This window comes from Micromonospora palomenae (assembly GCF_007829925.1).
GTDB lineage: Bacteria > Actinomycetota > Actinomycetes > Mycobacteriales > Micromonosporaceae > Micromonospora > Micromonospora purpureochromogenes.
Genome location: NZ_VIXA01000003.1, coordinates 139,287 through 164,212, shown reverse-complemented (window position 1 = coordinate 164,212; position 24,926 = coordinate 139,287). Strand labels below are relative to the sequence as shown.

General features: G+C 73.9%; 27 protein-coding genes. 10 read left to right on the top strand and 17 right to left on the bottom strand.

Features of this window, described 5'->3' with window-relative positions; all coding sequences use genetic code 11:
• Positions 1–133: 133 nt before the first annotated feature.
• Together FHX75_RS21700 and FHX75_RS21695 are read right to left on the bottom strand one after the other, a co-directional pair.
• Entirely contained in the window at positions 134–1,312 is a 1,179-nt protein-coding gene (locus tag FHX75_RS21700) for an NAD(P)-dependent malic enzyme (protein ID WP_154942190.1), read from the bottom strand.
• A 141-nt stretch (positions 1,313–1,453) separates the two neighbouring features.
• Positions 1,454–1,804 carry a S26 family signal peptidase gene (locus FHX75_RS21695; protein ID WP_246158441.1) on the bottom strand — a complete coding sequence of 117 codons (351 nt, stop codon included), beginning with the start codon at positions 1,802–1,804 and terminating at the stop codon, positions 1,454–1,456.
• 84 nt (positions 1,805–1,888) lie between these two features.
• Between FHX75_RS21695 and sodN the strand changes: the two genes are divergently transcribed.
• The 3 genes from sodN to FHX75_RS21680 all read left to right on the top strand — a co-directional run bounded on the left by sodN (position 1,889) and on the right by FHX75_RS21680 (position 3,254).
• Positions 1,889–2,293: a superoxide dismutase, Ni gene (gene sodN / locus FHX75_RS21690; RefSeq protein WP_154942189.1), complete on the top strand. Its 405-nt coding sequence runs from the start codon at positions 1,889–1,891 to the stop codon at positions 2,291–2,293.
• 65 nt (positions 2,294–2,358) lie between these two features.
• Positions 2,359–2,814 carry a GNAT family N-acetyltransferase gene (locus tag FHX75_RS21685; protein WP_154942705.1) on the top strand — a complete coding sequence of 152 codons (456 nt, stop codon included), beginning with the start codon at positions 2,359–2,361 and terminating at the stop codon, positions 2,812–2,814.
• Between the two features lie 32 nt (positions 2,815–2,846).
• Entirely contained in the window at positions 2,847–3,254 is a 408-nt protein-coding gene (locus tag FHX75_RS21680) for an ATP-binding protein (protein WP_154942188.1), read from the top strand.
• 23 nt (positions 3,255–3,277) lie between these two features.
• Here the strand turns inward: FHX75_RS21680 and FHX75_RS21675 are convergent, their stop codons facing one another.
• Positions 3,278–3,667, bottom strand: coding sequence for a hypothetical protein (locus FHX75_RS21675; RefSeq protein ID WP_154942187.1), 390 nt, complete (start codon positions 3,665–3,667; stop codon positions 3,278–3,280).
• Between the two features lie 43 nt (positions 3,668–3,710).
• Here FHX75_RS21675 and FHX75_RS21670 point away from each other — a divergent pair, with 43 nt between their 5' ends.
• The gene (locus tag FHX75_RS21670) at positions 3,711–4,661 is read left to right on the top strand and encodes a diacylglycerol/lipid kinase family protein (protein WP_154942186.1); all 951 of its coding nucleotides are present in this window, start codon (positions 3,711–3,713) and stop codon (positions 4,659–4,661) included.
• A 442-nt stretch (positions 4,662–5,103) separates the two neighbouring features.
• Positions 5,104–5,361, top strand: coding sequence for a WhiB family transcriptional regulator (locus tag FHX75_RS21665; RefSeq protein ID WP_088960482.1), 258 nt, complete (start codon positions 5,104–5,106; stop codon positions 5,359–5,361).
• A gap of 127 nt (positions 5,362–5,488) precedes the next feature.
• Here FHX75_RS21665 and FHX75_RS21660 read toward each other — a convergent pair whose 3' ends face one another.
• The 4 genes from FHX75_RS21660 to FHX75_RS21650 all read right to left on the bottom strand — a co-directional run bounded on the left by FHX75_RS21660 (position 5,489) and on the right by FHX75_RS21650 (position 8,965).
• A complete protein-coding gene (locus tag FHX75_RS21660) occupies positions 5,489–6,247 on the bottom strand; it encodes a sirohydrochlorin chelatase (RefSeq protein WP_154942704.1) in 759 nt (252 codons plus the stop codon).
• An 89-nt stretch (positions 6,248–6,336) separates the two neighbouring features.
• The gene (locus FHX75_RS21655; protein ID WP_154942185.1) at positions 6,337–7,098 is read right to left on the bottom strand and encodes a phosphoadenylyl-sulfate reductase; all 762 of its coding nucleotides are present in this window, start codon (positions 7,096–7,098) and stop codon (positions 6,337–6,339) included.
• Positions 7,095–7,256 (bottom strand): hypothetical protein, encoded by a 162-nt coding sequence (locus FHX75_RS30920; protein WP_170285433.1) that lies wholly within the window; start codon positions 7,254–7,256, stop codon positions 7,095–7,097. Before FHX75_RS30920 ends, FHX75_RS21655 begins: the two co-directional genes overlap by 4 nt.
• Positions 7,253–8,965: a nitrite/sulfite reductase gene (locus FHX75_RS21650; protein ID WP_154942184.1), complete on the bottom strand. Its 1,713-nt coding sequence runs from the start codon at positions 8,963–8,965 to the stop codon at positions 7,253–7,255. Before FHX75_RS21650 ends, FHX75_RS30920 begins: the two co-directional genes overlap by 4 nt.
• Before the next feature lie 1,006 nt (positions 8,966–9,971).
• On the opposite strand from FHX75_RS21650, the gene FHX75_RS21645 reads away from it, so the two are divergent.
• Positions 9,972–11,867, top strand: a complete 1,896-nt coding sequence (locus FHX75_RS21645; protein ID WP_154942703.1) for a glycosyltransferase family 39 protein — start codon at positions 9,972–9,974, stop codon at positions 11,865–11,867.
• An 82-nt stretch (positions 11,868–11,949) separates the two neighbouring features.
• On the opposite strand, the gene FHX75_RS21640 is transcribed toward FHX75_RS21645, so the two are convergent.
• Positions 11,950–13,485, bottom strand: a complete 1,536-nt coding sequence (locus FHX75_RS21640; protein ID WP_154942183.1) for a PAS domain-containing sensor histidine kinase — start codon at positions 13,483–13,485, stop codon at positions 11,950–11,952.
• A gap of 25 nt (positions 13,486–13,510) precedes the next feature.
• Complete coding sequence (locus FHX75_RS21635; RefSeq protein ID WP_154942702.1) at positions 13,511–14,542, bottom strand: SIS domain-containing protein; 1,032 nt, start codon at positions 14,540–14,542, stop codon at positions 13,511–13,513.
• 183 nt (positions 14,543–14,725) lie between these two features.
• On the opposite strand from FHX75_RS21635, the gene FHX75_RS21630 reads away from it, so the two are divergent.
• A complete protein-coding gene (locus FHX75_RS21630) occupies positions 14,726–16,561 on the top strand; it encodes a tetratricopeptide repeat protein (RefSeq protein WP_246158439.1) in 1,836 nt (611 codons plus the stop codon).
• An 80-nt stretch (positions 16,562–16,641) separates the two neighbouring features.
• Here the strand turns inward: FHX75_RS21630 and FHX75_RS21625 are convergent, their stop codons facing one another.
• Positions 16,642–18,231, bottom strand: coding sequence for an MDR family MFS transporter (locus FHX75_RS21625; RefSeq protein ID WP_154942181.1), 1,590 nt, complete (start codon positions 18,229–18,231; stop codon positions 16,642–16,644).
• Positions 18,232–18,337: 106 nt separating this feature from the next.
• Between FHX75_RS21625 and FHX75_RS21620 the strand changes: the two genes are divergently transcribed.
• Positions 18,338–18,931 (top strand): TetR/AcrR family transcriptional regulator, encoded by a 594-nt coding sequence (locus FHX75_RS21620; protein ID WP_211364565.1) that lies wholly within the window; start codon positions 18,338–18,340, stop codon positions 18,929–18,931.
• Here the strand turns inward: FHX75_RS21620 and FHX75_RS21615 are convergent.
• Both FHX75_RS21615 and FHX75_RS21610 read right to left on the bottom strand, forming a co-directional pair.
• Positions 18,922–19,434, bottom strand: coding sequence for a GNAT family N-acetyltransferase (locus FHX75_RS21615; protein ID WP_154942179.1), 513 nt, complete (start codon positions 19,432–19,434; stop codon positions 18,922–18,924). The genes FHX75_RS21620 and FHX75_RS21615 overlap by 10 nt on opposite strands.
• Entirely contained in the window at positions 19,431–19,646 is a 216-nt protein-coding gene (locus FHX75_RS21610; protein WP_088973021.1) for a biotin/lipoyl-binding carrier protein, read from the bottom strand. Before FHX75_RS21610 ends, FHX75_RS21615 begins: the two co-directional genes overlap by 4 nt.
• Before the next feature lie 249 nt (positions 19,647–19,895).
• Between FHX75_RS21610 and FHX75_RS32280 the strand changes: the two genes are divergently transcribed.
• A complete protein-coding gene (locus FHX75_RS32280; protein ID WP_369700219.1) occupies positions 19,896–19,970 on the top strand; it encodes a 50S ribosomal protein bL37 in 75 nt (24 codons plus the stop codon).
• Between the two features lie 112 nt (positions 19,971–20,082).
• Here the strand turns inward: FHX75_RS32280 and rsrA are convergent, their stop codons facing one another.
• The 5 genes from rsrA to FHX75_RS21580 all read right to left on the bottom strand — a co-directional run bounded on the left by rsrA (position 20,083) and on the right by FHX75_RS21580 (position 23,517).
• Positions 20,083–20,370, bottom strand: a complete 288-nt coding sequence (gene rsrA, locus FHX75_RS21600) for a mycothiol system anti-sigma-R factor (RefSeq protein WP_154942177.1) — start codon at positions 20,368–20,370, stop codon at positions 20,083–20,085.
• A gap of 1 nt (position 20,371) precedes the next feature.
• Positions 20,372–21,190 carry a sigma-70 family RNA polymerase sigma factor gene (locus FHX75_RS21595; RefSeq protein WP_154942176.1) on the bottom strand — a complete coding sequence of 273 codons (819 nt, stop codon included), beginning with the start codon at positions 21,188–21,190 and terminating at the stop codon, positions 20,372–20,374.
• Positions 21,191–21,496: 306 nt separating this feature from the next.
• Positions 21,497–22,105 (bottom strand): alpha/beta hydrolase family protein, encoded by a 609-nt coding sequence (locus tag FHX75_RS21590; RefSeq protein ID WP_154942175.1) that lies wholly within the window; start codon positions 22,103–22,105, stop codon positions 21,497–21,499.
• A gap of 120 nt (positions 22,106–22,225) precedes the next feature.
• Positions 22,226–22,618 (bottom strand): WhiB family transcriptional regulator, encoded by a 393-nt coding sequence (locus tag FHX75_RS21585; RefSeq protein WP_088979381.1) that lies wholly within the window; start codon positions 22,616–22,618, stop codon positions 22,226–22,228.
• 200 nt (positions 22,619–22,818) lie between these two features.
• Positions 22,819–23,517 carry an SOS response-associated peptidase gene (locus FHX75_RS21580; RefSeq protein ID WP_154942174.1) on the bottom strand — a complete coding sequence of 233 codons (699 nt, stop codon included), beginning with the start codon at positions 23,515–23,517 and terminating at the stop codon, positions 22,819–22,821.
• A 102-nt stretch (positions 23,518–23,619) separates the two neighbouring features.
• On the opposite strand from FHX75_RS21580, the gene aroA reads away from it, so the two are divergent.
• Positions 23,620–24,921 (top strand): 3-phosphoshikimate 1-carboxyvinyltransferase, encoded by a 1,302-nt coding sequence (aroA, locus tag FHX75_RS21575; RefSeq protein WP_154942173.1) that lies wholly within the window; start codon positions 23,620–23,622, stop codon positions 24,919–24,921.
• Positions 24,922–24,926 lie beyond the last annotated feature (5 nt).

The following is a 24,926-nucleotide window of genomic DNA, read 5'->3' as shown; positions in this document are numbered from 1 at the left end:
CCCACAACCCGGCCTTCCCCGGTCACCACCCCGCGCACATTCAGGGAAAGAGTGGCCTCCCGGCGTCGGAAGGCCACTCTTTCTCGGAAACTGCGGGTCTCGGTGGGCGGAGAGGTGCTGGCGGGAAGCTCGGTCAGGCGCGGGTGACGCCGTCGCGCCGGGCCGCCTCGGCGACCGCCGCCGCCACCGCGGGAGCCACCCGGGGGTCGAGCGGGGAGGGCACGATCGCGTCGGCGGTGAGCGACTCGGCCACCACCCCGGCGATCGCGTCCGCCGCGGCCACCTTCATCCCGTCGGTGATCCGGGTGGCCCGGGCGTCCAGCGCACCCCGGAACACGCCGGGGAACGCCAGCACGTTGTTGATCTGGTTGGGGTAGTCGCTGCGGCCGGTCGCCACCACCGCGACGTGCCGGGCGGCCACCTCGGGGTGCACCTCGGGGGTGGGGTTGGCCAGGGCGAAGACGATGCCGCCGGGCGCCATGCCGGCGATCGCCGCCTCGGGGATCTGCCCGCCGGAGACGCCGACCAGCACGTCCGCGCCGCGCAGCGCCTCGGTGATGTCGCCCTGGCGGCCCTCGGCGTTGGTGGACTCCGCCAGCTCGGCCTTGGTGCCGGTCAGCCCGTCGCGGTGCCGGCCGATGATGCCCTTGGAGTCGCAGACCACGACCTGGTCGGGGTTCACGCCGCCGGCGACCAGCATCTTCGTCACCGCCACCCCGGCCGCGCCGGCGCCGCTGACCGCCACCCGCAGATCGCCGAGCTTGCGGTTGAGCAGCGCCGCCGCGTTGCGCAGCGCGGCCAGCACGACGATCGCGGTGCCGTGCTGGTCGTCGTGGAAGACCGGGATGGCCAGCGCCTCGTCCAGCCGGCGCTCCACCTCGAAGCAGCGGGGGGCGCTGATGTCCTCCAGGTTGATCCCGCCGAAGGAGGGGGCGAGCGCCGTCACCGTCGCCACGATCTCGTCCACGTCCTGGGTGTCCAGACAGATCGGTACCGCGTCCACGCCGGCGAACTGCTTGAACAGCACCGCCTTGCCCTCCATCACCGGCAGCGCGGCGCGCGGGCCGATGTTGCCGAGGCCGAGCACGGCCGAGCCGTCGGTGACGACCGCGACGGTGTGCGACACCCACGTGTAGTCGTCGGCCAGGGCCGGGTCGGCGGCGATCGCCTCGCAGACCCGGGCGACGCCCGGGGTGTAGGCGAGGGAGAGGTCCTCCCGGCTGGTCAGCGGGACCGTCGAGGTGACGGCCATCTTGCCGCCGACGTGCAGCCGGAAGACGGGATCAGCGGGATCCACGGTGGACGCAGACATGGTGACTCCAGGATCTGTCGAGCAGACGGAGCGGCCGGCGCGGGCGCGAGGTGAGGCGCCTGGCGGCGGCACGCGGTGCGGGGGGTCACCCGGGCACTTTCCGAGCATAGTCACGCCAGGGGTGCGCCGATGTGAGCAGGGTCATAACGGGCCGCGTGGCAGCCGGCCGGGGCGGGGCCAGTAGCGGCACACCACCCGTCCGAGCACGTCGGCCACCCCGTACGCCCGGGAGTCGTCGGTGACGAGTGCGTTGTCGCCGCGTACCCACCAGCCGCCGTCCTGCCGACGGACCGCGCGCTTGACCACCAGCAGCTCGGGCCGGGTCCGGAAGACCGCGACGACGACGTCGCCCGGCCGGACCGACCGGCCGCCCCGACGGACCAGTACGGCGTCCCCGTGCCGCAGCGTGGGCGCCATGGACGGACCGGTCACGCCGACGGCCGTGAGCCACCGGCGCAGCCGCGCCGGCGGGTCCGCCCGCTCGACCGTCACCAGGTTTCCCCTCCACCCCTGCCGGGGACGCCCCCAGGAGTAATGTCGGCTTGGATCATCGCAAACATCCCGTGGAGGACCCAGATGCGACTTCCCCGCATCCTTACGCCCCGTCTGACCGCCAGCGCCCACTGCGACCTGCCGTGCGGCGTCTACGACCCGGCCCAGGCCCGGATCGAGGCCGAGTCGGTCAAAATGATCTGCGAGAAGTACCAGGCGAACACCGACCCGGAGTTCCGCACCCGGGCCATCATCATCAAGGAGCAGCGGGCCGAGCTGGTCAAGCACCACCTCTGGGTGCTGTGGACCGACTACTTCAAGCCGGCCCACTTCGAGAAGTACCCGCACCTGCACCAGCTCTTCAACGAGGCCACCAAGATGGCCGGCGCGGCCGGCGCCAAGGGCGCGACCGACCCGACCAAGGCCGACGAGCTGCTGCAGAAGATCGACGAGATCTCGAAGATCTTCTGGGAGACCAAGAAGGCGTGAGCCTGGCCTCCCCGGCACCGACGATCCGGCCGGCGCGTCCCGCGGACGTGCCGGCCGTCGTCGCGATGGTGCACGAACTCGCCGACTACGAGCGCGCCGCCGACCAGTGTCGGCTGACCGAGGAACAGCTCACCGCCGCCCTGTTCTGCCCCGCGCCGGCGTTGTTCGGGCACGTCGCGGTGGACGACCGGGACGAGCCGGTCGGGTTCGCGCTCTGGTTCCTCAACTTCTCCACCTGGGCCGGCGTGCACGGCGTCTACCTGGAGGACCTGTACGTCCGCCCCGACCACCGGGGCACCGGCGCCGGCCGGCTGCTGCTCGCCGCGCTCGCCGAGATCTGCGTGGAGCGGGGCTACGAGCGGCTGGAGTGGTGGATGATCAACTGGAATCCGGCGGCCCGCTTCTACGCCTCCATCGGCGCGGTGCAGCTCGACGAGTGGGTGCCGTACCGGCTCAGCGGGTCGGCGCTGCACGGGCTCGCCGCCCAGTCGACCTCGGCCCCCGCCCGGCCGGACGCCTGAGGGGGTAGAGTCCCCGACCGGGGGGATGAGGCGTGACTCAACTGACCGGCCAGCCGACGACCGACGACGACGTCGTGCACCTCACGGTGCCCGCCGACGGCGGCTACCTCGGCGTGCTGCGCACCGCCACGGCGGGGCTCGCGGCCCGCCTCCAGTTCGCCCTCGACGAGATCGAGGATCTGCGCATCGCGGTCGACGAGGCCTGCGCCATGCTGCTCGCCATCGCCACCCGCGACGCCGAGCTGGAGTGCCGCTTCTCGGTCACCGAGGACGCGCTCACCGTCGAGGTGACCGTGCCGACGGTGCGGGGCGCCACGCTGCCGTCGGAGTCCTCGTTCGCCTGGAAGGTGCTCACCGCGCTGACCACGGCCGCCTTCGCGGACGCGGCCGACGGCCGGGCCACCATCTCGCTGCTGACCCGCCGCTCCTCCGGCTACTGAGCCGCCGGGGCCGCCGGTGGCGGTCAGTGAAACCCGAGGGCCCGCGTGGTGGGCGGGCTGAGCAGCAGCGCGCAGACACCGACCCCGAGGACCATCAGCGGTACGCCGAGCCACCCCAGGCCGCCGGAGATCATGAACCACCCGACCGGCAGCAGCATCAGCTGGAGCACCATCGCCGGCGCCCGGGCACCGGCCCGGCGACGGACCAGCGCCGCGCCGAGAGCCCAGAGGGCGGCGGCGCCGGCGAACGCGAACGCGGTCACGAAGAGTGCCGACACGAGATCGGTCTTGGTGGCGGTCAGGTCGGCCCAGATCAGCCAGGCGGCCAGCAGCGCCAGCGCGACCGCCTCGCCGCGCAGCAGCCGTACCGCCCAGCGCAGCGTGTCGGGCACCGGGCCGGAGTCGATGGTCACGCGCGCCACGATACCCGTGACGGATCGGGGTACAGTGCCGCCCATGCGGGCCGTCCTGGTGGTCAATCCGAAGGCCACCACCACCAGCGAGCGCAGCCGGGACGTCCTGGTCCGGGCCCTGCGCAGCGAAGTAGACCTGTCGGTGCGGTACACCCGGCGACGGGGTCACGCCATGGACATCGCCCGGGAGGCGGTCGCCGAAGGGGTCGACGTCGTCGTCACGCTGGGTGGCGACGGGACGGTCAACGAGGTGGTGAACGGCCTGATGAAGGCCGCGCCGCCGGCCGCCCGCCCCGGCGGTACGCCCGCCGAGCGACTGCCCGCGCTGGCCACCGTGCCGGGCGGTTCGACCAACGTCTTCGCCCGCGCCCTGGGGCTGCCCCGGGAGTGGCCGGACGGCACCAGCATGATCCTCGAAGGGCTGCGGCTGGGCCGCTCGCGCACGATCGGGCTGGGCCGGGCCGACGACCGCTACTTCACCTTCTGCGCCGGCTTCGGAGTGGACGCGGCGGTGATCCACCGGGTGGAACAGGCCCGCAAACGCGGTCGCGTCTCCACCCCGGCGCTCTACTTCCGCTCCACGCTCAGCCAGTACTTCCTCGACTCCGACCGGCGACACCCGGCGATCACCCTGGAGCGCCCCGGTGAGGCGGCCGAGGCCGAGCTGGCGACGGTGATAATCCAGAACTGCGCCCCGTGGACGTACCTGGGCGAGCGGGAGATCAACCCGAACCCGGAGGCCTCGTTCGACCTGGGGCTCGACGTGATGGCGCTGCGACAGCTCCGGGTGGCCAGCACCACACGCACAGTGACGCAGTTCCTGTCCCGGCACCCCGATCCGCGCGGCAAGCAGGTGCTCCGGCTGCACGACGTGCCCGAGTTCACGCTGATCAGCGCGCGCCCGCAGGCGTTCCAGCTCGACGGCGACTACCTTGGCGAACGGGAGAAAGTCAGATTCACATCCGTTCCCGACGCACTGAGAGTAATCTGCTAGGTCTCGGGTAACGCCCTAGGTTGACGGTCGTTACACCGCACGACGCGGTGTCCGCCACAACGAGGGGTTGGTGCCGGAAATGTCAGCAATGTCACGCGCACTGTACTATATTGATCCTCGACTGTGGTACGCCGGGTAACCAGGGACGCCTGAAATCCGGACAAAAGGGTCGTGAGCTTGCTCACCGTGCGGAGTTTTTCCTCGCGGCACCCTTGACATCGACGGCGTTCGTGAAAGTATTCACAAGCGAACTTGAGTTACCGGGACATTGCCTGGATATGCTCGGCAGGTTGAGCTGTTCCAGCAGGTCCAGGGACTGCACAAGCCTGCTCACGCACTGCCGAATAGTCGGACGCGAACGGTTACGACCGGCACTGCGGACGCATATAAGAAAAGCACCAGCGTTATCTGCCACCCATCCAGAATGAGGAGTGTTGCCGCCATGGACTGGCGCCACGATGCCGTCTGCCGCGACGAGGACCCGGAGCTGTTCTTCCCGATCGGGACGTCCGGTCCGGCCCTCCTGCAGGTGGAGCAGGCCAAGGCCGTCTGCCGGCGCTGCCCGGTGACCGACCACTGCCTGCAGTGGGCGCTGGAGTCCGGTCAGGACGCCGGCGTCTGGGGCGGGATGAGCGAAGAGGAGCGCCGCGCGGTGAAGCGCCGCGGCGGCATCCGGGTGCTGCGCGCTCACTCCGCCTGACCGATCACACAGCGACACGCCCCGGCCGGGTTCCACCGGCCGGGGCGTTCTGCTGTCCGGGAGCCGCACGGCTGCCCCGGTACCCGGACGGCGCCCGGTCCGATCATCGACGGAACGGTGAACCCGATCACCACCGCTGCACCGCGTCGACCCGCCGCAGCACCAGCTCGGCCAGCTCGGGCGCGTCGGTCAGCGGCCCGCTGACCGCCACCGCGCCGGCCCGGCCGGCCGCCGCCACCACCCCGTCGTGGAAGAGCCCCGGCGCCAGGAAGTACGCCGCCACGGCCACCCGCCGGGCGCCCGCGGCGCGCAGCCGGGCCACCGCCACGTCGGTCGTCGGCGGCGCCGCCGAGGCGTACGAGACGGTGCAGGGGACCCCAAGTTCGGCGGCGAGCGCCGCGGCGACCCGGCCCACCGAGCCGCGCGCCCGGGCGTCCCGGGTGCCCGCCGCCGCCAGTACCAGGGCGTCGTAGCCGTCCGGTTCCGCCTCCGCCAACCGCCGCCGCAGCCCGGCCAGCAGCCGGGCGTCGACCGTGCCGTCGGCGGGGCCGAGCACGTCGGTGACGCGTACCGCCAGCTCCGGCGCCGTGTCGCGGGCCGCCACCACCGCCGCCGGGATGTCCACCCGCCGGTGGTAGGCGGCGGTGAGCAGCAGCGGCACCAGCACCGCCCGGGTGTGCCCCGCCACGGCCAGCCCGCGCAGCACCGCCGTCGGGTCCGGTGCGGTGTGGTCCAGCCAGCTCGGCAGGACGGCCGTGCCGGGCCGGACCGCCTCGACCGCCCGGGCCAGCGCCCGGGTCGCCTCGGCCGCCCGGGGATCCCGGCTGCCGTGCGCCACCAGCACCACCGGCGGGCGGCCACCGCCCGGCGCCGGGCAGGGCCGGATCCCCCGCTCCGGCCCCGAATGGTCGCCGACCGGCACGGCCGGTCCGCCGGTTCCCGGCGCGGTCTCCCCCGCGCCGGGAACCGGCCCGGTCAGACGTGCAGGCCGCACTCGGTCTTCTCGAACATGGCCCAGCGGCCGGCCCGCGGGTCCTCGCCCGCCTTGGTACGCCGGGTGCACGGCCAGCAGCCGATCGAGCCGTAGCCGCGGCTGAACAGCTCGTTGACCGGGATGTCGTACCGGGAGATGTAGGAGTCCACGTCGGCCTGGGACCAGGCCGCGATCGGGTTGACCTTCACCTTGCCGCGCCGGGCGTCGAAGGTCACCACCGGCGTGTTCGCCCGGGTGGGCGACTCGTCCCGACGCAGCCCGGCGGCCCAGGCGTCGTACCCGGCCAGGGCCCGCTCCAGCGGCTCCACCTTGCGCAGCTGGCAGCAGTCGTCGGGAGAACGGTTGAACAGCCGGGGGCCGTACTCGCCGTCCTGCTGGCCCACGGTGAGCCGGGGACGGATCGAGCGGACGTTGACCGGCAGTCGGCGGGCCACCTCGTCGCGCACCTTCAGCGTCTCCGGGAAGTGCAGCCCGGTGTCGAGGAAGACCACGTCCACCCCGGGGGCGACCCGGGACACCAGGTGCGCCAGCACCGCGTCGGCCATCGAGCTGGTCACGCAGAACCGGTCGCCGAAGGTCTCGGCGGCCCAGCGGGCGATCTCCAGCGCCGGGGCGCCCTCCAGCTCCCGGCCGGCCCGCTCGGCCAGCGCGCGCAGCTCCTCCGGGTCACGCCGGGCCGGTTCGGCCGGCTTCGGGCCGCCGACGCCGACCAGGCCCAGGTTCGCGGCGGAGACCAGGTTCATCGGGCCACCACCTTGGCGAGCAGGCCGGTGAACCGCACCGTGAAGACGCGGGCGCAGGCGTGGCACTCCCAGGCGCCGTGCCCGGCCTCGTTCGGCCGCAGGTCCTCCTCGCCGCAGTACGGGCAGTACAGCGGCGCGGAACGGGTTTCGCTACTCATCGAAGCTCCTCCTCGTCGACCCTGATCACCCAGTTGGCGAACGTCTCGCCCTCGCTCCGGCCGGCCAGGTAGCGGCGGGCCAGTCGTTCCACGTACTCCGGAAGCTCATCGGCGGTGGTCTTCAGGCCGCGCAGCTTGCGCCCGAAGCCGGCGGTCTGCCCCTGGGCCATGCCCAGCCCGCCACCGAGGTGCACCTGGAAGCCCTCCACCTGCCGGCCGTCCGGGCCGACCACCAGCTGCCCCTTGAGGCCGATGTCGGCGACCTGGGTGCGGGCGCAGGCGTTCGGGCAGCCGTTGAGGTGGATGGAGATGTCGGCGTCGAAGTCGCGCAGCCGCTCCTCCAGCCGGGCCACCAGCTCCTCGCCGCGTCGCTTGGTCTCGACGATGGCCAGCTTGCAGAACTCGATGCCGGTGCAGGCCATGGTGCCGCGCCGCCAGGCCGACGGCCGGGCCTCCAGGCCGATCCCGCGCAGCGCGTCGACCAGGGGCTCCGTCCGCTCCGGCGGCACGTCGAGCACCAGCAGCTTCTGGTACGGGGTGAGCCGTACCCGGTCGCTGCCGTGCGCCTCGACCACGTCGGCCAGTTGGGTGAGCTGACTGCCGGAGACCCGCCCGACCACCGGGGCGGCCCCGACGTAGTTGCGGCCGTCGCGCTGGCGGTGCACGCCGATGTGGTCGACCGGCTTGTCGGGCAGCTGCGGGGCCGGGCCGTCGAGCAGGGTCCGGCCCAGGTACTCCTTCTCCAGCACCTCGCGGAACTTCTCCACGCCCCAGTCCGCGACCAGGAACTTCAGCCGGGCCCGGTTGCGCAGCCGGCGGTACCCGTAGTCGCGGAAGATGCCGACCACGCCGGCCCACACGTCCGGCACCTCGTTCAGCGGCACCCAGACGCCCAGCCGCTTGGCCAGCATCGGGTTGGTGGAGAGGCCGCCGCCGACCCAGACGTCGAAGCCGGGGCCGTGCTCCGGGTGGTCGACCCCGAGGAAGGCGATGTCGTTCGCCTCGTACGGGGTGTCGACCAGCCAGGAGATCGTCGTCTTGAACTTGCGCGGCAGGTTCGAGTACGCCTTGTCGCCGACGTACCGGCGGACGATCTCGTCGATCGCCGGGGTCGGGTCGAGCACCTCGTCGCGGGCCACCCCGGCGACCGGGCTGCCGAGCACGATGCGCGGGCAGTCGCCGCACGCCTCGGTGGTCTGCAGGCCGACCGACTCCAGCCGGCGCCAGATCTCCGGCATGTCCTCGACCCGGATCCAGTGGTACTGGATGTTCTGCCGGTCGGTGATGTCGGCGGTGTCCCGGGCGAACTCACGGGAGATGTCGGCGATCACCCGGAGCTGGGCCAGGTTGAGCTGGCCGCCGTCGACCCGCACCCGGAGCATGAAGAACTCGTCCTCCAGCTCGTGCGGCTCCAGCACGGCGGTGCGCCCGCCGTCGATGCCGGCCTTGCGCTGGGTGTAGAGGCCCCACCAGCGGAACCGGCCGCGCAGGTCCTGCGGGTCGATGGCGGCGAAGCCGCGGTGGGCGTAGATGTTCTCGATCCGGGCCCGGACGTTCAGCGGGTCGTCGTCCTTCTTGATCCGCTCGTTGGCGTTGAGCGGCTCGCGGTGGCCGAGCGCCCACTGCCCCTCGCCGCGCGGACGACGGGCTGCCCGGGCGGCGGGCGCCGCCGGGGTCTCCGGGCGGGCCGGGGTGCTGCTGACCGCCATCGCGGCGTCCTCCGTTGTCTGCTGTGCCTCGGTGGGATACGCGGGCGCGGCGGCCGACCCGTGGGACGGGCCGAGGACAACGGTGTCGGAACGGCCGGCGCGCAGTACGCGCCCGAGACAGATGGGTCGGGCGTCGTCAGTGGGCCGGACAGATCGCGCTGCGCACGCGGCCGTAGTCGACGTGGCGACGGGCCACGAAGCGGCGGACGACAGCGGCGGTCATGGGGCCATGCTGCCACACCCCCGGGGGGCCGGCCAACGAGCGCGTGCGCCATCCCACATCACGGGCTGCGCCCCCGCCGGCACCGCCCCCGCGCTGCGACCGCCTCCGCCGGCCTTTCGACCTCCGCGAATGGGTTGCCCGGGCAGAGCCGGCATCTGCCGGTGTTCCCTCACGCCCGGTGCTTCTTCACGCCCGACCGTTCTTCAAGCCCGGGTGGTTCTTCAAGCCCGGGTGGCTCTTCAGGCCTCGGTGGTCTGCACGCCCCCGGTAGTCCGCCCCCGTTTGTCGACACGGCCTCCCGCACTCCTCGGGCGGCCCATGGTCGGCTCAGGCCCCTGCCACCACATGCCCTGCGCCGGCCCTTTCGAGCTGATGTCGTGAACGAATCAACGGCCGCCCGCCGGGTCCCTGCGGTCACGTCACCGCACCGGCCGAGCGGGGCCGGTCGGGGGCGGAGGGAGAGCGCCGCAGGCTGTTCGCCGCACTGGTGAATCGTCTACGACATCAGCTCGAAAGGGCCCGCACGAGGCATCCAGCCACGCTTCCCGGGGCCAGCACCGGGTCCGGCCAAGCTTCCCAGGGCCAGCGCCGGGTCCGGCCACGGTTCCCAGGGCCAGCGCGAGCGTCCAGCCAACTCCCCAAGGCCAGCACCAGGCGTGCGATCAAGCTGCGCGGGACAGCGGGTAAAGCTCTGGCCGTGTTCGTGGGATGGGCAGCACGGCGGCCAGGGCCGCTGTGGCAGCGGGGCCCGGCGCGGTGTGGGACGCTCGGCGCGTGGGCAGTATGTCCGGAAAGCGGCATGCGGTGGAGGGGTGGGCACGGCTCGTCTGGGCGCCGCCCCTGTTGGCCACGCTGATCGTCGGGCTCTACGGCATCGGCCACGCCCAGCCCTGGCGGGACGAGCTGGCCACCTGGAGCGCCGCCACCCGCCCGCTGGGCGACCTGCTCCGGCTCACCGGCACCGTGGACGCCGCCACCGGGCCGTACTACCTGCTCATGCACGGCTGGGTCCGGCTCTTCGGGGACTCGGCGACGGCGCTGCGGCTGCCCTCGGCGCTGGCCATGGCCGGGGCGGCCGGACTCACGGCCGTACTCGGCAGGTGGCTGCTGGGGACGCGGGCCGGCCTGCTCGCCGGCCTGCTCTTCGCGGTCCTTCCCGGCACCTCCCGGTACGCCCAGGAGGCCCGCCCCTACGCGTTGGCCAGCCTCTTCGCGGTGCTGGCCACCCTGCTGCTGGTCGCGGCGCTGCGCCGGCCCGCGTGGATTCGCTGGGCCGGGTACGCGGCGGCGGTCGCCGCGCTCGGCCTGACCCACCTGCTGGCGCTCACCCTGCTGGCCGCGCACGCCGCGGTGGTGCTGGTGGCGTGGTGGCGCGGCCGCGCGGCGGCCGGCCTCGCTCCGCTGCCCGCACCGGCGGCCGGCCTCGCCCCACCGCCCGCACCGGCGGCCGACCTCGCCCCACCGCCCGCCGGCCCGACGGACCACGGCCCGACCGACGCACCACCCGCCCCGGCACACGACCGGAACGGCACGGCGGACCGCCGGAACGGGGCGGCGCCCGAGCAGAACGAGACGGCGCACGGCCCGAACGCAACGGCGCACGACCGGAACGGAACGGTGGACGACCGGAACGCGACGGACGACCGGGACGGGACGGCCGATCGGGACGGGCGGTTGACGGTGCGTTGGGTGCTCGCCGTGCTGCCGGTGCTCGTGCTGCTCACCCCGCTGTTGCTCACCGCCCGGGGGCAGCGCTCCCGCCAGCTCGACTGGGTCGAACCGGCGCGGCTGGCCGACCTGGCGGCGCTGCCCGGCGCGGTGGCGCAGAGTTCGGTGGTGGGCGGGCTGCTGGTCGGGCTGGCCGCCCTCGGCGCGGTCCGGGCGGGTCGCCGGGCGTTGCTGCCCGGGCTCTGCGTGCTCCTGCCGGTACTGCTGGTCTTCGTCGGCGCGCTGGTGGTGGCCCTCTGGGTGCCCCGCTACCTGGTCTTCACCGTGCCCTTCGCGAGCGTGCTCGCCGGCGCGGCGCTGGCCGGTGCACCGACAGCCGGCCCGCCGGCAGAGCAGCGCGGGCCGGATGGGTCGACCCGGGCCACGGCCGCCAGCCCAGCGGCGTCGGCGTCGGCGTCGGCGTCGGCGTCGGCGTCGGCGTCGGCGTCGGCGTCGGCGTCGGCAGCATGGGCGTCGGTGCCGGCAGCGTTGGCGTCGGTGTCGGGGGCGCTCGCGGTGGTGGTACTCGCCGGGCTGCTCGGCCTGCCCGACCAGGCGGCGCTGCGGCAGACGCACGGCTGGCCGCGCAGCGCGACCGTCGACTACCGGGGTGCGGCGCGGATCGTCGCGGCCGGCCAGCAGCCCGGTGACGCGGTCGTCGTGCACCCCCGGGACGGCTGGCTCTTCCTCGACCTCGGGCTCGCGTACCACCTGGGCGGGGCGCGGCCGCGCGACGTGCTGGTGGTCCGCGACCAGCGGCAGCGCGCGGACCTCTGGGCCACCGAGTGCGCTCGGCCGGCCGAGTGCCTGGCCGGGGTGCGGCGGGTGTGGCTGGTGGTGGCCGGCCGGCGACCCGATCCAGTGACGGCGGTGCCCGGCGCCAAGGGGGACGCGCTGCGGGCGGGCTTCACCGTCGGTCAGGTGTGGCAGCGGCCCGGCGTCACCGTCGCCCTGCTCACCGCGCGCGGCTAGCCGCACTCTCCGCGCGCCAAGGGCACGACCAGCGCGCGGCTAGCCGCACTCCCCGCGCGCCAAGGGCACGACCAGCACGCGGCTAGCCGCGCTCCCCGCGCGCCAGGGGCACGACCAGCACGGCCTCGGTGCCGCCGGCCGCGCCGGGGCGCAGTTCGATGCTGCCGCGCAGCTCCCCGGTGACGAGCGCTCGGACGATCTGCAGGCCCAGCCGGCCACCGCGCTCGGCGTCGAACTCGGCCGGCAGGCCGCGCCCGTTGTCGGCGACCGAGACGTGCAACTGCTTGCGGAACCGGTGCGCGGTGACCACCACCTGCGGCGCGGCGCCGCCCTCCGGGCCGGCGGCACCGTCCTCACCGGCCGGCGGGAAGCCGTGCTCGACGGCGTTGAGCAGCAGCTCGTTGAGGACCATCACCAGCGAGGTGGCGATCTCGGCGGGCAGTACGCCGAAGCTGCCCTTGCGGCGCATGCCGACGCTCACCTCGGTCGCCGCGACCTCGGTGGCCGCGCTGGCCACCCGGTCGACGATCCCGTCGAACTCGACCGCCTCGTCGCTGGACATGGAGAGCGTCTCGTGGACGAGGGCGATCGAGGCGACCCGGCGTACCGACTCCTCCAGCGCCACCCGGGCCTCGGGCATGGACACCCGGCGGGCCTGGAGGCGCAGCAGCGCGGCGACGGTCTGCAGGTTGTTCTTCACCCGGTGGTGGATCTCCCGGATGGTGGCGTCCTTGGTGATCAACGCCCGGTCGCGGCGGCGTACCTCGGTGATGTCGCGGACCAGCACCAGCGCGCCGATCGGCACGCCGGCCGGCATCAGCGGCAGCGACCGGGTGAGCATGGTGGCGCCCCGGGCGTCGATCTCCCGCCGGGGCGGGGCCTCGCCGCGCAGCGCGGCGAGCACGCCGTTGGCCGCGTCGGTCCCCTCCAGCGGGTCGCTGGCCAGCCGCCGGTGCAGCTTGGCCAGGTCCTCCCCGACCAGGTGGGAGGCGTAGCCCAGCCGCCGGTACGCCGACTGCGCGTTCGGGCTGGCGTAGGTGACCTTGCCGTTGGCGTCCAGCCGGACCAGGCCGTCGCCGACCCGGGGCGCCGAGGTGGTCTCGCCCGGGTGCCGGGGCGGCGGGAAGGTGCCGTCGGCGGTCATCTGGGCCAGGTCGTCGGCGGTGGTGAGGTAGTTCAGCTCCAGCTGGCTGGGCGTACGGGCGGTGGAGAGGTTGGTGTCCCGGCCCACCACGGCGACCACCTCACCGGACTCGCCGTCGGCGGCGCGCAGCCGGACCGGGATCGCCTCGTGCCGGGCGGGCACGTCGCCGTACCAGACCGGGTCGCCCTCCCGCCAGATCCGGCCCTGCCGGTAGGCGACCTCCAGGTGCGCCACCTCCGGCCCGCCGACGATCCGCCCCACCTGGTCGTCGAGGTACGCGGTGGGGGCGGTCGTCGGGCGGACCTGGGCGACGCAGAGGAACGTCCCGTCGCCGTCCACCGGCACCCACAGCAGCAGATCGGCGAAGGAGAGGTCGGACAGCAGCTGCCAGTCCCCCGCGATCCGGTGCAGGTGGTCGATGTCGGCCGGCCGGAGCTGGGTGTGCTCCTCGGCGAGGTCGCGCAGCGTGGACACGAGACACAGCGTGCCACGCCGGGCGTCACCTCGTCGCGGTGACCTTCTTCAGCCCGCGCGGGGCGTCCGGGTCCTCGCCCCGGGCCAGCGCCAGCGACAGCGCCAGCCGTTGCAGGGGCAGGATGTCCAGCAGCGGGGCGTACCGCTCGTCAACCTCGGGCACGGCCATCCGGGTGGCCCCCTCGACCTCGGCGGAGCCGACCACCACCACGTCGGCGCGGCGCTCGCCGAGCCGGGGCAGCACCTCCTCCATCGACCGGCCGCCGGGTCCGGAGCCGACCACGGCCAGCACCGGCACGTCCGGGTCGGTCATCGCCAGCGGGCCGTGCAGCAGATCGGCGCCGGAGAAGGCGAGCGCGGGCAGGTAGGAGGTCTCCATCAGCTTCAGCGCGGCCTCCCGGGCGGTCGGGTACGCGTACCCCCGGCCGGTGGTGACGAGCTGGCCGGCGAAGCGGTAGCGGGGCGCGAGCTGGGCCGGGGTGGGGTCGGTCAGGGTGCGCTCGGCCAGCCCGGGCAGGGCGTCCAGCGCGGCCCGCTCGTCGGCGGGGAGCACCCCGTCGCCGGCCCGGACGCCCTCGACCAGCATCAGCAGGGCCAGCAGCTCGGCGGTGTACGTCTTGGTCGCGGCGACCGCCCGCTCGTGCCCGGCGGCGATGTCGACGGAGAGCTCGGCGGTCTCGGCCAGCGGCGAGCCGGGGGCGTTGGTGACCGCCAGGGTGAGCGCCCCGGCGTCGCGGGCGGCGCGCAGCACCTCGGTGAGGTCGGGCGACCCGCCGCTCTGACTGACCCCGACGACCAGGGCGTCGGAGAGGTTGGGGCGGGCCCCGTAGAGGGTGACCACGCTCGGCGACGCGAGCCCGGCCGGCAGACCGAGCCGGATCTCGGTCAGGTACGCCCCGTAGAGCGCGGCGTGGTCGGAGGTGCCCCGGGCGGTGAAGACCACGTGCCGGGGCCGCCGCTGCGCGATCACCGCCGCGACGCGGGCGATCGCCCCGGCGTGCTCGGCGGTGAGCAACCGGGCGTAACCGGCCGGCTGCTCGTCGATGTCGGCGGCCATCCCGGCCCCTGGACGCGTCACGGAAGCTCCTCCCACTGCGCGATTGCCGCGCGTTTCATGCTCAGTCTTGCACCATTGCTCGCGTCTGATCAATCGTACGAGCAGGAATGCGCAGTGGATCACCAGATCGGCGCGTCATCCCCTAGGCTTGCCCAGCCCTGGAACTGCGAGCGAGAGGCCGACGTGTCGGAGGGACCTGACGAACCCGTGCTGTCCGCCGCGGAGGAGCTCGCGCTGGCCCGGCTGGCGCTCGACGAGGGCGACCTGCCGCACGCCGCCGGTCACCTCGCCGCCGCCATCGTCCAGGCCCCGACCCTGCCCGAGGTGCACGAGACGCTGGCCCGCATCGCGGCGGCCTCCGGCGGCGACCTGGAGCTCTTCCCGCTCGGCCAGCGGGTCTTCGTCGGCGCGGTGGTGGCCCGCGCCCACCTGCTCGCCGCCGCCGGGCGCCCGGCCGAGGGGCTCGACCTGCTGGTCGCCGCCACCGGGCACGCGCCCGGCGTCGACTGGGCCGGCGTGCCCTGGGTGAGCGCCCCCGAACTGGCGCGACGGCTCGACCCGGAACGCGCCGCCCGGATCCTGATGCAGGTCTGCGCCGCCGTACCCGATCCGGTGCCCCGGGCCGGCCGGCCGCCGCTGCTGCCGTACCTCACCCTGGCCCGCAACGCGGTGGCCGCGCACCCGCGCCACGCGCTGCTGCTGGGCGCGGCGTCCGCGCTGGCCCGGCGCCTCGGCGAGGTCGCCCTCGCCGTCACCTGGGCCAGCCGGGGGGTACGCGCCGAGCCGACCAAACTCGGCGAGGTGTGGCTCGGGTACGCGTACCGCAGCGCGGGCCGCACCCGGGACGCCCTGGCCGCCCTGGAACGGGCCGTCGACCACGACCCCGACGACCTCGCCGTGTACGCGGACATCGCCGGCACCCTGGCCGACACCGGCCGGCTGGACGCGGCGCTGGAGTGGATCGACCGGGCGCTGGCCCGGGACCCGACGTTCGACTGTGCCGTGCACACCGCGCACCGGCTGCGCTACCTGCGCGACGGGGACGTGGCGCACCTGGTCGCCCTCGCCGACTTCGTCCGGGACCATCCCGACGACAGCCACGAGCACGGCGACCTGGCCGAGTGCTGCCGGGGCCGGCCCTGGCTCGGGCAGGTCACCCCGGCGTCCGGCGCGATGGTCGACGCGCTCCGCCGCGCCCTGGCCGCCGACGGCGCGCCCGGCCCCTCGGTACGGCTGGCCGCCGTCGAGCCGCCGAGCGCGATGCGTACCGTGGCGGCGGCCGTGCCGGGCCTGGACGTCGAGGTCACCGGCGTGGCCGACCCGGACCCGCGGGAGCCCCGCCGGGCCACCGCCTGCCAGCTCTGGCGCTACGACGGCAGCACCGCGGCGCCCACCCTGCCGGTCCCCTCCGCCGACGCGGCGGACCGGGTCCGTCATCTGGCGCATCCCGCCTGGCCCCACCCGCCGGCCGCGTACGACGCCGCGGTGGGGCTGGCCACCCTGGAGCTGGGCGACCTGCTGGGGCTGCTGGTGCATCCGCCCGAGGCGCCCGCCACCGCGCTGGGGCGGGTGCTGACCGGGCAGGACCCGTCGCTCTGGGTGCGCTGCGTGCAGGTCTGGGCCTGCCTCGGCCTGCTGCACCACCGCACCGACGAGCCGTGGGCGGACTCGACCCGGCGCCGGGTGCTGGTCGAGCTGGTCTGGGGTGTGGAGGACTGGATCACCGAGGCGGCACTGTTCGCCCTGGTCACCGCCGCCTGGGTCGATCCCGCGGTACGCCCCGACGTGGCGCGGGTCGTCGCCGAGCGGCTCGCGGACGCGGCGGAGGTGGCCCGGGACCGGCCGGTGCCGATCGCCACCTCGCTGGCCCACCTGGCGCTGGCCACCCCGGCCCTGGACGAGGCGACCACCGCGCTCGCCGACCGGATCGTCGCCGCCGCGACGGTGCCGCCGCCCCGCCGTCCGGGGCTGCTGGGCCGCCTCCGCGCCCGCCTGGCCCGCGCCGTCCGCCGCCCCTGACCCCGCCCGACCGGGTTCGGATAAGCGGGGCGGCCGCGTCGTACCCGGGGAGGGGACGACGCGGCCGCGACGGAGCCGGGTCAGGCCACCGGGGCCTTGCCGAGGGCGGTCTCGGCCTGCTCCTCGGGGGTCGCCCCGGCCGGCGGGGCGTCGTTGGACGACCGCAGCGGGACCTCCTTGATGAACCAGGCGAGCACCGGCACCACGACGGTGAAGAGCACCGCCCACAGGAACACGTGGGAGATCGCGCCGGAGAGGCCGCCGAGCACCAGCTCGCGCGCCTGGGCCGGCAGGTCCTTGAGCTTCTCCAGGTCCATCCCCCCGCCCTCGCCGGTGCCGCCGCTGAACGCGCTGCCGGCGGCGGAGTCGGCGAGCCGGTTGGCGAAGATGGCGCCGAAGAGCGAGATGCCGAACGAGCCGCCGATGGAGCGGAAGAAGGTGGCCGCGCCGCTGGCCGCGCCGAGGTCCTTCTGCTCGACGCTGTTCTGCGCGATCAGCATCGAGGTCTGCATCAGGAAGCCCATGCCGACGCCGAGCACGACCATGTAGAGCGAGGACTCGACCTTGCCGGTGTCCACGTCGAGGCGGCTGAGCAGGAGCATGCCGGCGGTCATCACCACGCCGCCGACGATCGGGAACATCCGGTACCGGCCGGTCTTGGTGATCGCCCGGCCGACCACCAGCGAGACCACCAGCATGCCGAACATCAGCGGGAGCAGCAGCAGGCCGCTGTTGGTGGCCGAGGCGCCCTGCACGGTCTGCTGGTAGAGCGGCAGGAAGTTCATCGCGCCGAACATCGCGAAGCCGAGCAGGAAGCCGATCACCGAGATCAGCGCGAAGTTGCGGTTGGCGAAGAGCCCCAGCGGCAGGATGGGCTCGGGAACCCGGCGCTCGACGAGGCCGAAGGCGACCAGCGCCACCACGGCGAGCACCGCCAGGCCGAGGATCTGCGGGGAGACCCAGTCGTACTCGTTGCCACCCCAGGTGGTGAGCAGGACGATCGCGGTGATGCCGACCGAGAGCAGGGCGGCGCCCAGCCAGTCGATCTTGTGCTCGGTCCGGTACTTCGGCAGGTGCATGGTGGTGGCCAGCACCAGCAGCGCGACACCGCCCAGCGGCAGGTTGACGTAGAACGCCCAGCGCCAGGAGAGGTTGTCGGTGATGAAGCCGCCGACCAGCGGGCCGGCCACCATGGCGATGGCCATGATGCCGGCGATCATGCCCTGGTAGCGGCCGCGCTCGCGGGGCGGCACCAGGTCACCGATGATCGCCATCACGCCGACCATCAGGCCACCCGCGCCCAGGCCCTGCACCGCGCGGAACGCGATCAGCTCGACCATGCCGTCGCCGGGGCCGCCGAGCATGTCCGAGCCGGCCATCCCGCAGAGCGCCGAGCCGACCAGGAAGACGACCACCGAGGTCAGGAAGACCGCCTTGCGCCCGTACAGGTCGCCGAGCTTGCCCCAGATCGGGGTGGAGACCGTCGTGCCCAGGACGTACGCGGTGACGACCCAGGTGAAGTGGTCGAGGCCGCCGAACTCGCCGACGATCCGCGGCAGCGCGGTGCTGACGATCATGTTGTCGAGCATCGCGAGCATCATCGCGATCATCAGGCCGAACAGCACGACCCTGATGTTGGGTCTCGCCGCCGTCTGGCTTTCCTGACTCATGGGTAAGCTCCCCCGGAGAAGTGACGCACTTACTTGCCGCCCGGCTAGTTACCTTACTAGCCGCACGGTAAGTTGGACAGCGAGAAACCGTCAAGCGGGTTGGGTGGTGCAGGTGAGGGAGAGCACAGGCGGCACGCGTGAGCGCATCCAGGCCGTCGCGCTGGAGCTCTTCACCGAGCAGGGGTACGAGCGGACCTCGCTGCGCGAGATCGCCGAGCGGCTCAACGTCACCAAGGCGGCGCTGTACTACCACTTCAAGAGCAAGGACGAGATCGTCAACAGCCTGGTCGAGGACCGCGTGCGGCGGATCGACGAGCTGATCGCCTGGGCCCGGTCACAGCCGCCCACCCGGGCCACCCGGCGGGCGCTGCTGAACATGTACGCCGACATGATGTTCGCCAGCGAGCAGCCCTCGGTGATGCGGTTCTTCGAGCAGAACCAGACCGTGCTGAAGAGCCTCTCCGCCGGCATGCAGATGCGCGAGCGGATGCTGGGCCTCGCCGACCAGCTGTGCCAGGGCGACAAGTCACCCGCCGCGCAGCTGCGCGCGACCCTGACCCTCTTCGCGGTGCACAGCAGCTGGTTCGCCGTACGCGCCCCGCACATCACCGACCAGGAGCGCAAGAGGATCGCGCTGGAGGTCGCCGACGAGCTGCTCGCCGGGATCGGTGAGCCGGAGGCGGACCCGGCTCAGGACTGACCGGTCAGCGCCAGCCGCAGGCCCAGCAGGTCCACCCCGGGCACCGGCGACCAGTCCTTCTCGCGCAGCCGGACGAAGCCCATCCGCTCGTAGAGCCGATGCGCCGACGCGGCGAACCCACCGCGTACGCAGATCACCACCGCTGCGCAGCCCAGCGCGGCGGCCCGGTCGACGCAGGCCCGGGCCAGCGCCGCCCCGGCACCCCGGCCCTGGGCCGCCGGGTCCACGGCGAGCATGCGGAACTCCGCCTCGCCGGGGCCGGAGAGCTCCGCGTACGGGCTGCCGGGCAGCACGAAGGTCACCGAGCCGAGCACCTCGCCGGTCGCCTCGTCCACGGCCACCAGCACCTCGCCGTGGGTCGCCCGGTGCGTCACGTCGGCGAGCACCTCGGCGTACCCGTGCTCGCCCTTGAGCTGCCCGTCCGCCTCGTACGCGGCCACCGTCAGCCGGGCGACCGCGGCGAAGTCGGCCGAGGTCGCCGGGCGGACCAGCAGGCCGGTCAATCGATCACCGCGATCAGGTCACCGTCCTGCACGACGTCGCCCTCGTTGACGGCGAGCTGCTTGACCACACCGTCGGACTCGGCGACGACGGGGATCTCCATCTTCATCGACTCCAGGATCACGAGCGTGTCCCCCTCGGACACGGTGTCCCCGGCCGACGCGACGACCTTCCAGACGTTGGCCACCATCTCGGCACGGATCTCCTCGGCCATTTCCCGGCCCTCCCTCTCGCGATTGCCTGCCGACGTATCCAATCATGCGGCGGCACGCGATGGGCCGGGAGCGGGCGGCGCCACGTCCACGACCGGAAACGCCGCGCGCTCTCCCTGCCCCGGCGGACGATGGCGGGTACCGGCCGCACTAGCATCAGCGGGTCGGACCCTGGCGCCGGGAGGACCGGTGCGTGCACCGGCGCCGAGGGTCGCCGCAGCAGGGATCCGACCATCACGAGGAGGTTCACTATGGCGAAGAAGGCCCGCAAGAAGAAGGCCCGTAAGAAGAGCGGCGCGAACCACGGCAAGCGCCCCAACTCCTGATCCCGCCCGGCGGGCAGCCGCCGTCGCGATCAGCTCCGCCGGCCCGTCGGGGCCGGACAGACCGGTGGCCCGGGTCGGATCGACCCGGGCCACCGTCGTGTTCCGCGTACGTTCAGTCGGCCAGTTCGCGCGACTCGGTCGTCTCGAAGACCACCAGCTCGGTCAGGCGGACCCGCAGCCGCTCACGCAGCTCGTCGGGGGCGGTCTCGTTGCCGCAGCAGCGGGCGACGAGCGCCTTCACCTCCTGCTCGATGCCGAACTCGCGCAGGCACGGCCCGCACTCGTCGAGGTGGTGGCGGATCAGCGTGCGCCGTTCCTCCCCGCACTCCAGGTCGAGGTAGAGGTAGACCTCCGCGAGCACCTCACGGCAGTCCGTCTCGTGCGGCTCTCCACAGCTCACGTCACACCTCCCGGCCGGCAGCGGCGGTCGAGCCCTTCGAGGACTGCGCGGAGCTGAAACCACGCTCTGCGGCGTAGCGCTCGAGCAGCTTCCGCAGATTACGTCGACCCCGGTGCAGCCGGGACATCACGGTGCCGATCGGCGTACCCATGATGTCGGCGACCTCCTTGTAGGAGAACCCCTCGACGTCGGTCAGGTAGACCGCCAGGCGGAACTCCTCCGGCAGCTGCTGGAGGGCCTCCTTGACGTCGCTGTCCGGCAGCCGGTCCAGCGCCTCGGTCTCGGCCGACCGCAGGCCGCTGGAGGTGTGCGACTCGGCCTCGGCGAGCTGCCAGTCGGTGATCTCGTCGGTGGGCGCCTGGATGGGCTGGCGCTGCCGCTTGCGGTAGGAGTTGATGTAGGTGTTGGTCAGGATCCGGTAGAGCCAGGCCTTCAGGTTCGTGCCCTGCTCGAACTGGTGGAAGGCGGCGTACGCCTTCAGGTACGTCTCCTGGACCAGGTCCTCGGCATCCGCGGGGTTGCGTGTCATCCGCAACCCGGCAGCGTAGAGCTGGTCGACGAAGGGCATCGCGTCCCGCTCGAAGCGGGCCCTGCGCTCGTCCGTCTTTTCGGTGGTCAACCGCACATCCCCTCGCGTCGGATGCTTCCCCGCCGAGGATACGCGTACGGACCTGCCGGCAGATTCGGTTCCGCCGGGTGTGCCCGCTCTCACCACCGCCGTGCCGCCCACCGTCGCGGGCCAGTCCGGTCCGCCCAGCAGCTGCCGGAGCTGCCGCGCTTCCCGTTCGTCCCGTTCCCGGCTCCGTGTCTCGGTCGGCACCGGTCACCCCCCTCGCCAGATGTGTCGCTCCGGTGGTGGTAACGCCCGGTCGGGGTCCGGACATTCCGCCGGCCGCCCCCGTTCCTGGTCCCGGCCTCGGCGGAGGCCGACGCTGGGACCAGGAAGGGCCTGGGAGGGATGGTGCCGTTCGCCCAAATCGGGCGGCCGGCACCATCCGATGCAACGACCCTGCGCCGCGCCGGTCACGCTCGCGGCGGCTACGGGATACCGCTGGGGTATCACGCTCGTGGTCGCATCCCGCCCCAGGCAGCTCACCGACAGTGATGGACGGCTACCCGGCGTGGCTCAGGGCAGCGCCCAGCCCCGCTCGCGGAGCCAGGCGACCACGGCCGTGGCCACGGCGGTCGGGTCCTTGCGCAGGTCATGACGCTCACCGGGGCGGACGACCACGCGGACCGAGGTGTCGGCGTCGGGCACGCCGAAGGGATCGCGGTCGCCGTTGACCACCAGGGTGGGCAGCCCGGTCAGCAGCTCGGCCGCGCGGGACCGCTCCGGCCGGCCCGGCGGGTGCAGCGGGAAGGCCAGCGCGACCACCCCGGCCGCGCCCACGGCCGCCGCGGTACGGCAGGCCACCCGGGCACCGCTGGACCGCCCGCCGACCAGCAGCGGCACGTCCGGGTGCCCGGTACGCAGCCCGGCGACCACCGCCGTCCACGCCTCGTCGAGGTGCCCGGCCGGTGCCGGCGCCCGCCGCCCGGCCACCCGGTACGGCTGGGTCACCCGCGCGACCGCCACCCCCGCGCCGACGGCCGCGTCCCGGACCGCGAGCAGGTCGGGGGCGTCCACGTCGCCGCCCGCCCCGTGCCCGAGCACGAGCAGGGCGACCGGCGGGCCGGCCGGCAGGTCGGCCTCGACCCGGGCCGGGCCCCGTGGAGTGTCGATCTCGTCGCGCACCGGGCCATTCTGCGCCGCCGGGCCGCCGGGCACGGCGACCAGGCCGGCCGGGACCCCCGACCGTGGGGTCGTCCCGGCCGGCTCAGTCGACGAGCGGTGCCGTGGCGGGCGGGTGCCGGCTCAGCTCAGCGGCACCAGCGTGAGCAGGCGGTCGCGCACCGGCGGGCCGGCGTCGTCCGCGGCGTCCGGATCCGGCTGCACCTCGCTGCGCCAGGCGACCAGCATGGCCCGTCGCTCGCGCGGCGTGGTGCCGCCCCAGACACCGTGGCAGTCGCCGACCTCCAGCGCCCAGGCCAGGCACGAGCCCTGCACGTCGCAACTGCGGCAGAGCGCGACGGCGGCGTCGGCCGGCTCGTTGGGCGCCGGAAAGAATGTTTCCGGATCGACGCTCTGGCAGGTCCCTCTGGTCCGCCAGGCCTCGTCCTGGCGGCGTTCGCGCAACGCCCGCAACAGTCGCGGATCTCGTCGTGCGGCGGCCACCTCGTGCGGTCGGGGCATACGCGCCCGGGTCATCACACCCACCTCCCCCGTGGGACCGGCAAGATCGACGGGCATCGTTCGCACCGCGCGAAGACGCTCCCAGTGCCGGCGCTGTGTTCTATCGCACCCGTGGACGCGGAGACAAGGGGCTGTGCACAAAGATGACTGAAGATCCGAGCGAAATTTCGCCCGGAACTCTGGCAATTCGTACGCGACAATGTCGCGAATCGCGTTCAGAAAAGCGTCATTTCCCCCTCGACCCGCTCCTCGGGCAGCGGCACCCGCTCGATCAACCCCGGCCCGTCGTTGCGCACGTCGCCGACCGCCGGACCCACCGGCCGGATCTCCAGACCGGCGAGCCAGTCGACCGGCGGCGGAGCGAGCAGCGTGGCCGGGTCGTCGGCCGGCCCGAGCCAGGCCGCCCAGCGGTCGGCGGGCAGCAGCAGCGGCATCCGGTCGTGCACCTCGGCCAGCTCCCCCACCGCGGCGGTGGTGAGCACGCTGAAGGTGAGCAGCGACTCCCAGCGCGACCAGATGCCGGCGAACGCCAGCACCGAGCCGTCGCGGGGGGTCATGTAGTAGGGCTGCTTGCCGCCGGCGGGGCGGCGCACCCACTCGTACCAGCCGTCGGCGGGGACCAGGCAGCGCCGGCGGGCGAACGGGTCGGCGTACGCGCGGCTGGTGGCGACCGTCTCGACCCGGGCGTTGATCATGCGGGCGGCGCCGGCCGCCGAGCGGGACCAGTGCGGCACCAGGCCCCAGCGCCCGGCCGACAGCACCCGCCCGGCCTCGGCGTCCATCCGCACGACCGGCACCGGGTCGGTCGGCGCGACGTTGTGGTCGGGCCCGAGCCGGCCGTCGGTGTCGTCGTACGACTCGAACAGCGCGCTCAGGTCACCGGCGCTCCGGGTCGTGGCGTACCTCCCGCACATGGCGCACACGCTAACGCCCCGCCGGCTTCCCGGCTGTCCCGCCAACCGGGAGTAGGACCGACGGCCGGCTCCACGGGCCGGCGAGCTTGGCAGAATGTAACCGTGGGGAATCCGACCGCGACCCGGCCGCCGCAGCCGTGGACCGCACCTACCGCCAGCGATCCGGTTGCCGCGACGCTGCGCCTGCCCGGTTCCAAGTCGATGACCGCCCGGGCGCTGGTGCTCAGCGCCCTGGCCAGCGGTCCGTCGACCCTGCATGGGCCGCTGCGCGCGCGGGACACCGAGCTGATGGCCGGCGGGCTGCGGGCGATGGGCGCGCACATGTCGATCTCCGACGACGAGCGCTGGCTGGTCCGGCCGCACCGGCTGGTCGGCCCGGCCCACGTCGACGTCGGGCTGGCCGGCACGGTGATGCGTTTCGCGCCGCCGGTCGCCGGCCTGGCCGAGGGACGGGTCACCTTCGACGGCGACCCGCAGGCCCGGGTCCGCCCGCTCGGCCCGCTGATCGGCGCGCTGCGCTCGCTCGGCGTACGCGTCGAGGCCCCGGCCGCCGGCAGCCTGCCGCTGACGGTGCAGGGCACCGGCCGGGTGACCGGCGGCGAGGTGGTGATCGACGCCTCCGCCTCCAGCCAGCTCGTCTCCGGCCTGCTGCTCGCCGGCGCGCGCTTCGACCGGGGCGTGGTGGTGCGTCACCAGGGCCCGCCCGTCCCCTCCGCCCCGCACCTGCGGATGACCGTGCAGATGCTGCGGGCGGCCGGCGCCGCGGTCGACGACAGCGTTCCGGACGTCTGGGTGGTCGAGCCCGGCCCGTTGGCCGGGCGCGGCTGGGAGATCGAGCCGGACCTCTCCGGCGCGGTCCCGTTCTTCGCCGCCGCGCTGGTCACCGGCGGTGAGGTGACGTTGCAGGGCTGGCCGCGCAGCAGCGCGCAGCCGGTCGAGCAGCTCCGCTCGCTGCTGCACCGGATGGGCGGCGAGGTGACGCTCGGCACCGCCGGGCTGACCGTGCGCGGCACCGGCACGGTGCACGGCCTGGAGGCCGACCTCTCCGACGTCAGCGAGCTGACCCCGGCGCTGACCGCGCTGGCCATGCTGGCCGACTCCCCGTCCCGGTTCACCGGCATCGCGCACATCCGCGGCCACGAGACCGACCGGATCGCCGCCCTGGCCCGCGAGTTCAGCTCGCTCGGCGCCGACCTGACCGAGTCCTCCGACGGGCTGGAGATCCGGCCCCGCCCGCTGCGCGGCGGCACCTTCCGCACCTACGCCGACCACCGGATGGCGCACGCCGCCGCGGTGGCCGGGCTGGCCGTCCCCGGCATCGAGGTGGACGACGTGGCGTGTACCTCCAAGACCATGCCCGAGTTCCCGGCACTATGGTCGGCAATGGTGACCGGCAAGAGCTGAGGCGT

Bases quoted from the DNA above. Each gene is read 5' to 3' on its own strand.
- FHX75_RS21700 (WP_154942190.1), bottom strand. From the start codon at position 1,312: ATGTCTGCGTCCACCGTGGATCCCGCTGATCCCGTCTTCCGGCTGCAC.
- sodN (WP_154942189.1), top strand. From the start codon at position 1,889: ATGCGACTTCCCCGCATCCTTACGCCCCGTCTGACCGCCAGCGCCCAC.
- FHX75_RS21685 (WP_154942705.1), top strand. From the start codon at position 2,359: ATGGTGCACGAACTCGCCGACTACGAGCGCGCCGCCGACCAGTGTCGG.
- FHX75_RS21670 (WP_154942186.1), top strand. From the start codon at position 3,711: ATGCGGGCCGTCCTGGTGGTCAATCCGAAGGCCACCACCACCAGCGAG.
- FHX75_RS21665 (WP_088960482.1), top strand. From the start codon at position 5,104: ATGGACTGGCGCCACGATGCCGTCTGCCGCGACGAGGACCCGGAGCTG.
- FHX75_RS21655 (WP_154942185.1), bottom strand. From the start codon at position 7,098: ATGAACCTGGTCTCCGCCGCGAACCTGGGCCTGGTCGGCGTCGGCGGC.
- FHX75_RS30920 (WP_170285433.1), bottom strand. From the start codon at position 7,256: ATGAGTAGCGAAACCCGTTCCGCGCCGCTGTACTGCCCGTACTGCGGC.
- FHX75_RS21650 (WP_154942184.1), bottom strand. From the start codon at position 8,965: ATGGCGGTCAGCAGCACCCCGGCCCGCCCGGAGACCCCGGCGGCGCCC.
- FHX75_RS21645 (WP_154942703.1), top strand. From the start codon at position 9,972: ATGTCCGGAAAGCGGCATGCGGTGGAGGGGTGGGCACGGCTCGTCTGG.
- FHX75_RS21635 (WP_154942702.1), bottom strand. From the start codon at position 14,542: ATGGCCGCCGACATCGACGAGCAGCCGGCCGGTTACGCCCGGTTGCTC.
- FHX75_RS21625 (WP_154942181.1), bottom strand. From the start codon at position 18,231: ATGAGTCAGGAAAGCCAGACGGCGGCGAGACCCAACATCAGGGTCGTG.
- FHX75_RS21610 (WP_088973021.1), bottom strand. From the start codon at position 19,646: ATGGCCGAGGAGATCCGTGCCGAGATGGTGGCCAACGTCTGGAAGGTC.
- FHX75_RS21585 (WP_088979381.1), bottom strand. From the start codon at position 22,618: ATGACCCGGGCGCGTATGCCCCGACCGCACGAGGTGGCCGCCGCACGA.
- FHX75_RS21580 (WP_154942174.1), bottom strand. From the start codon at position 23,517: ATGTGCGGGAGGTACGCCACGACCCGGAGCGCCGGTGACCTGAGCGCG.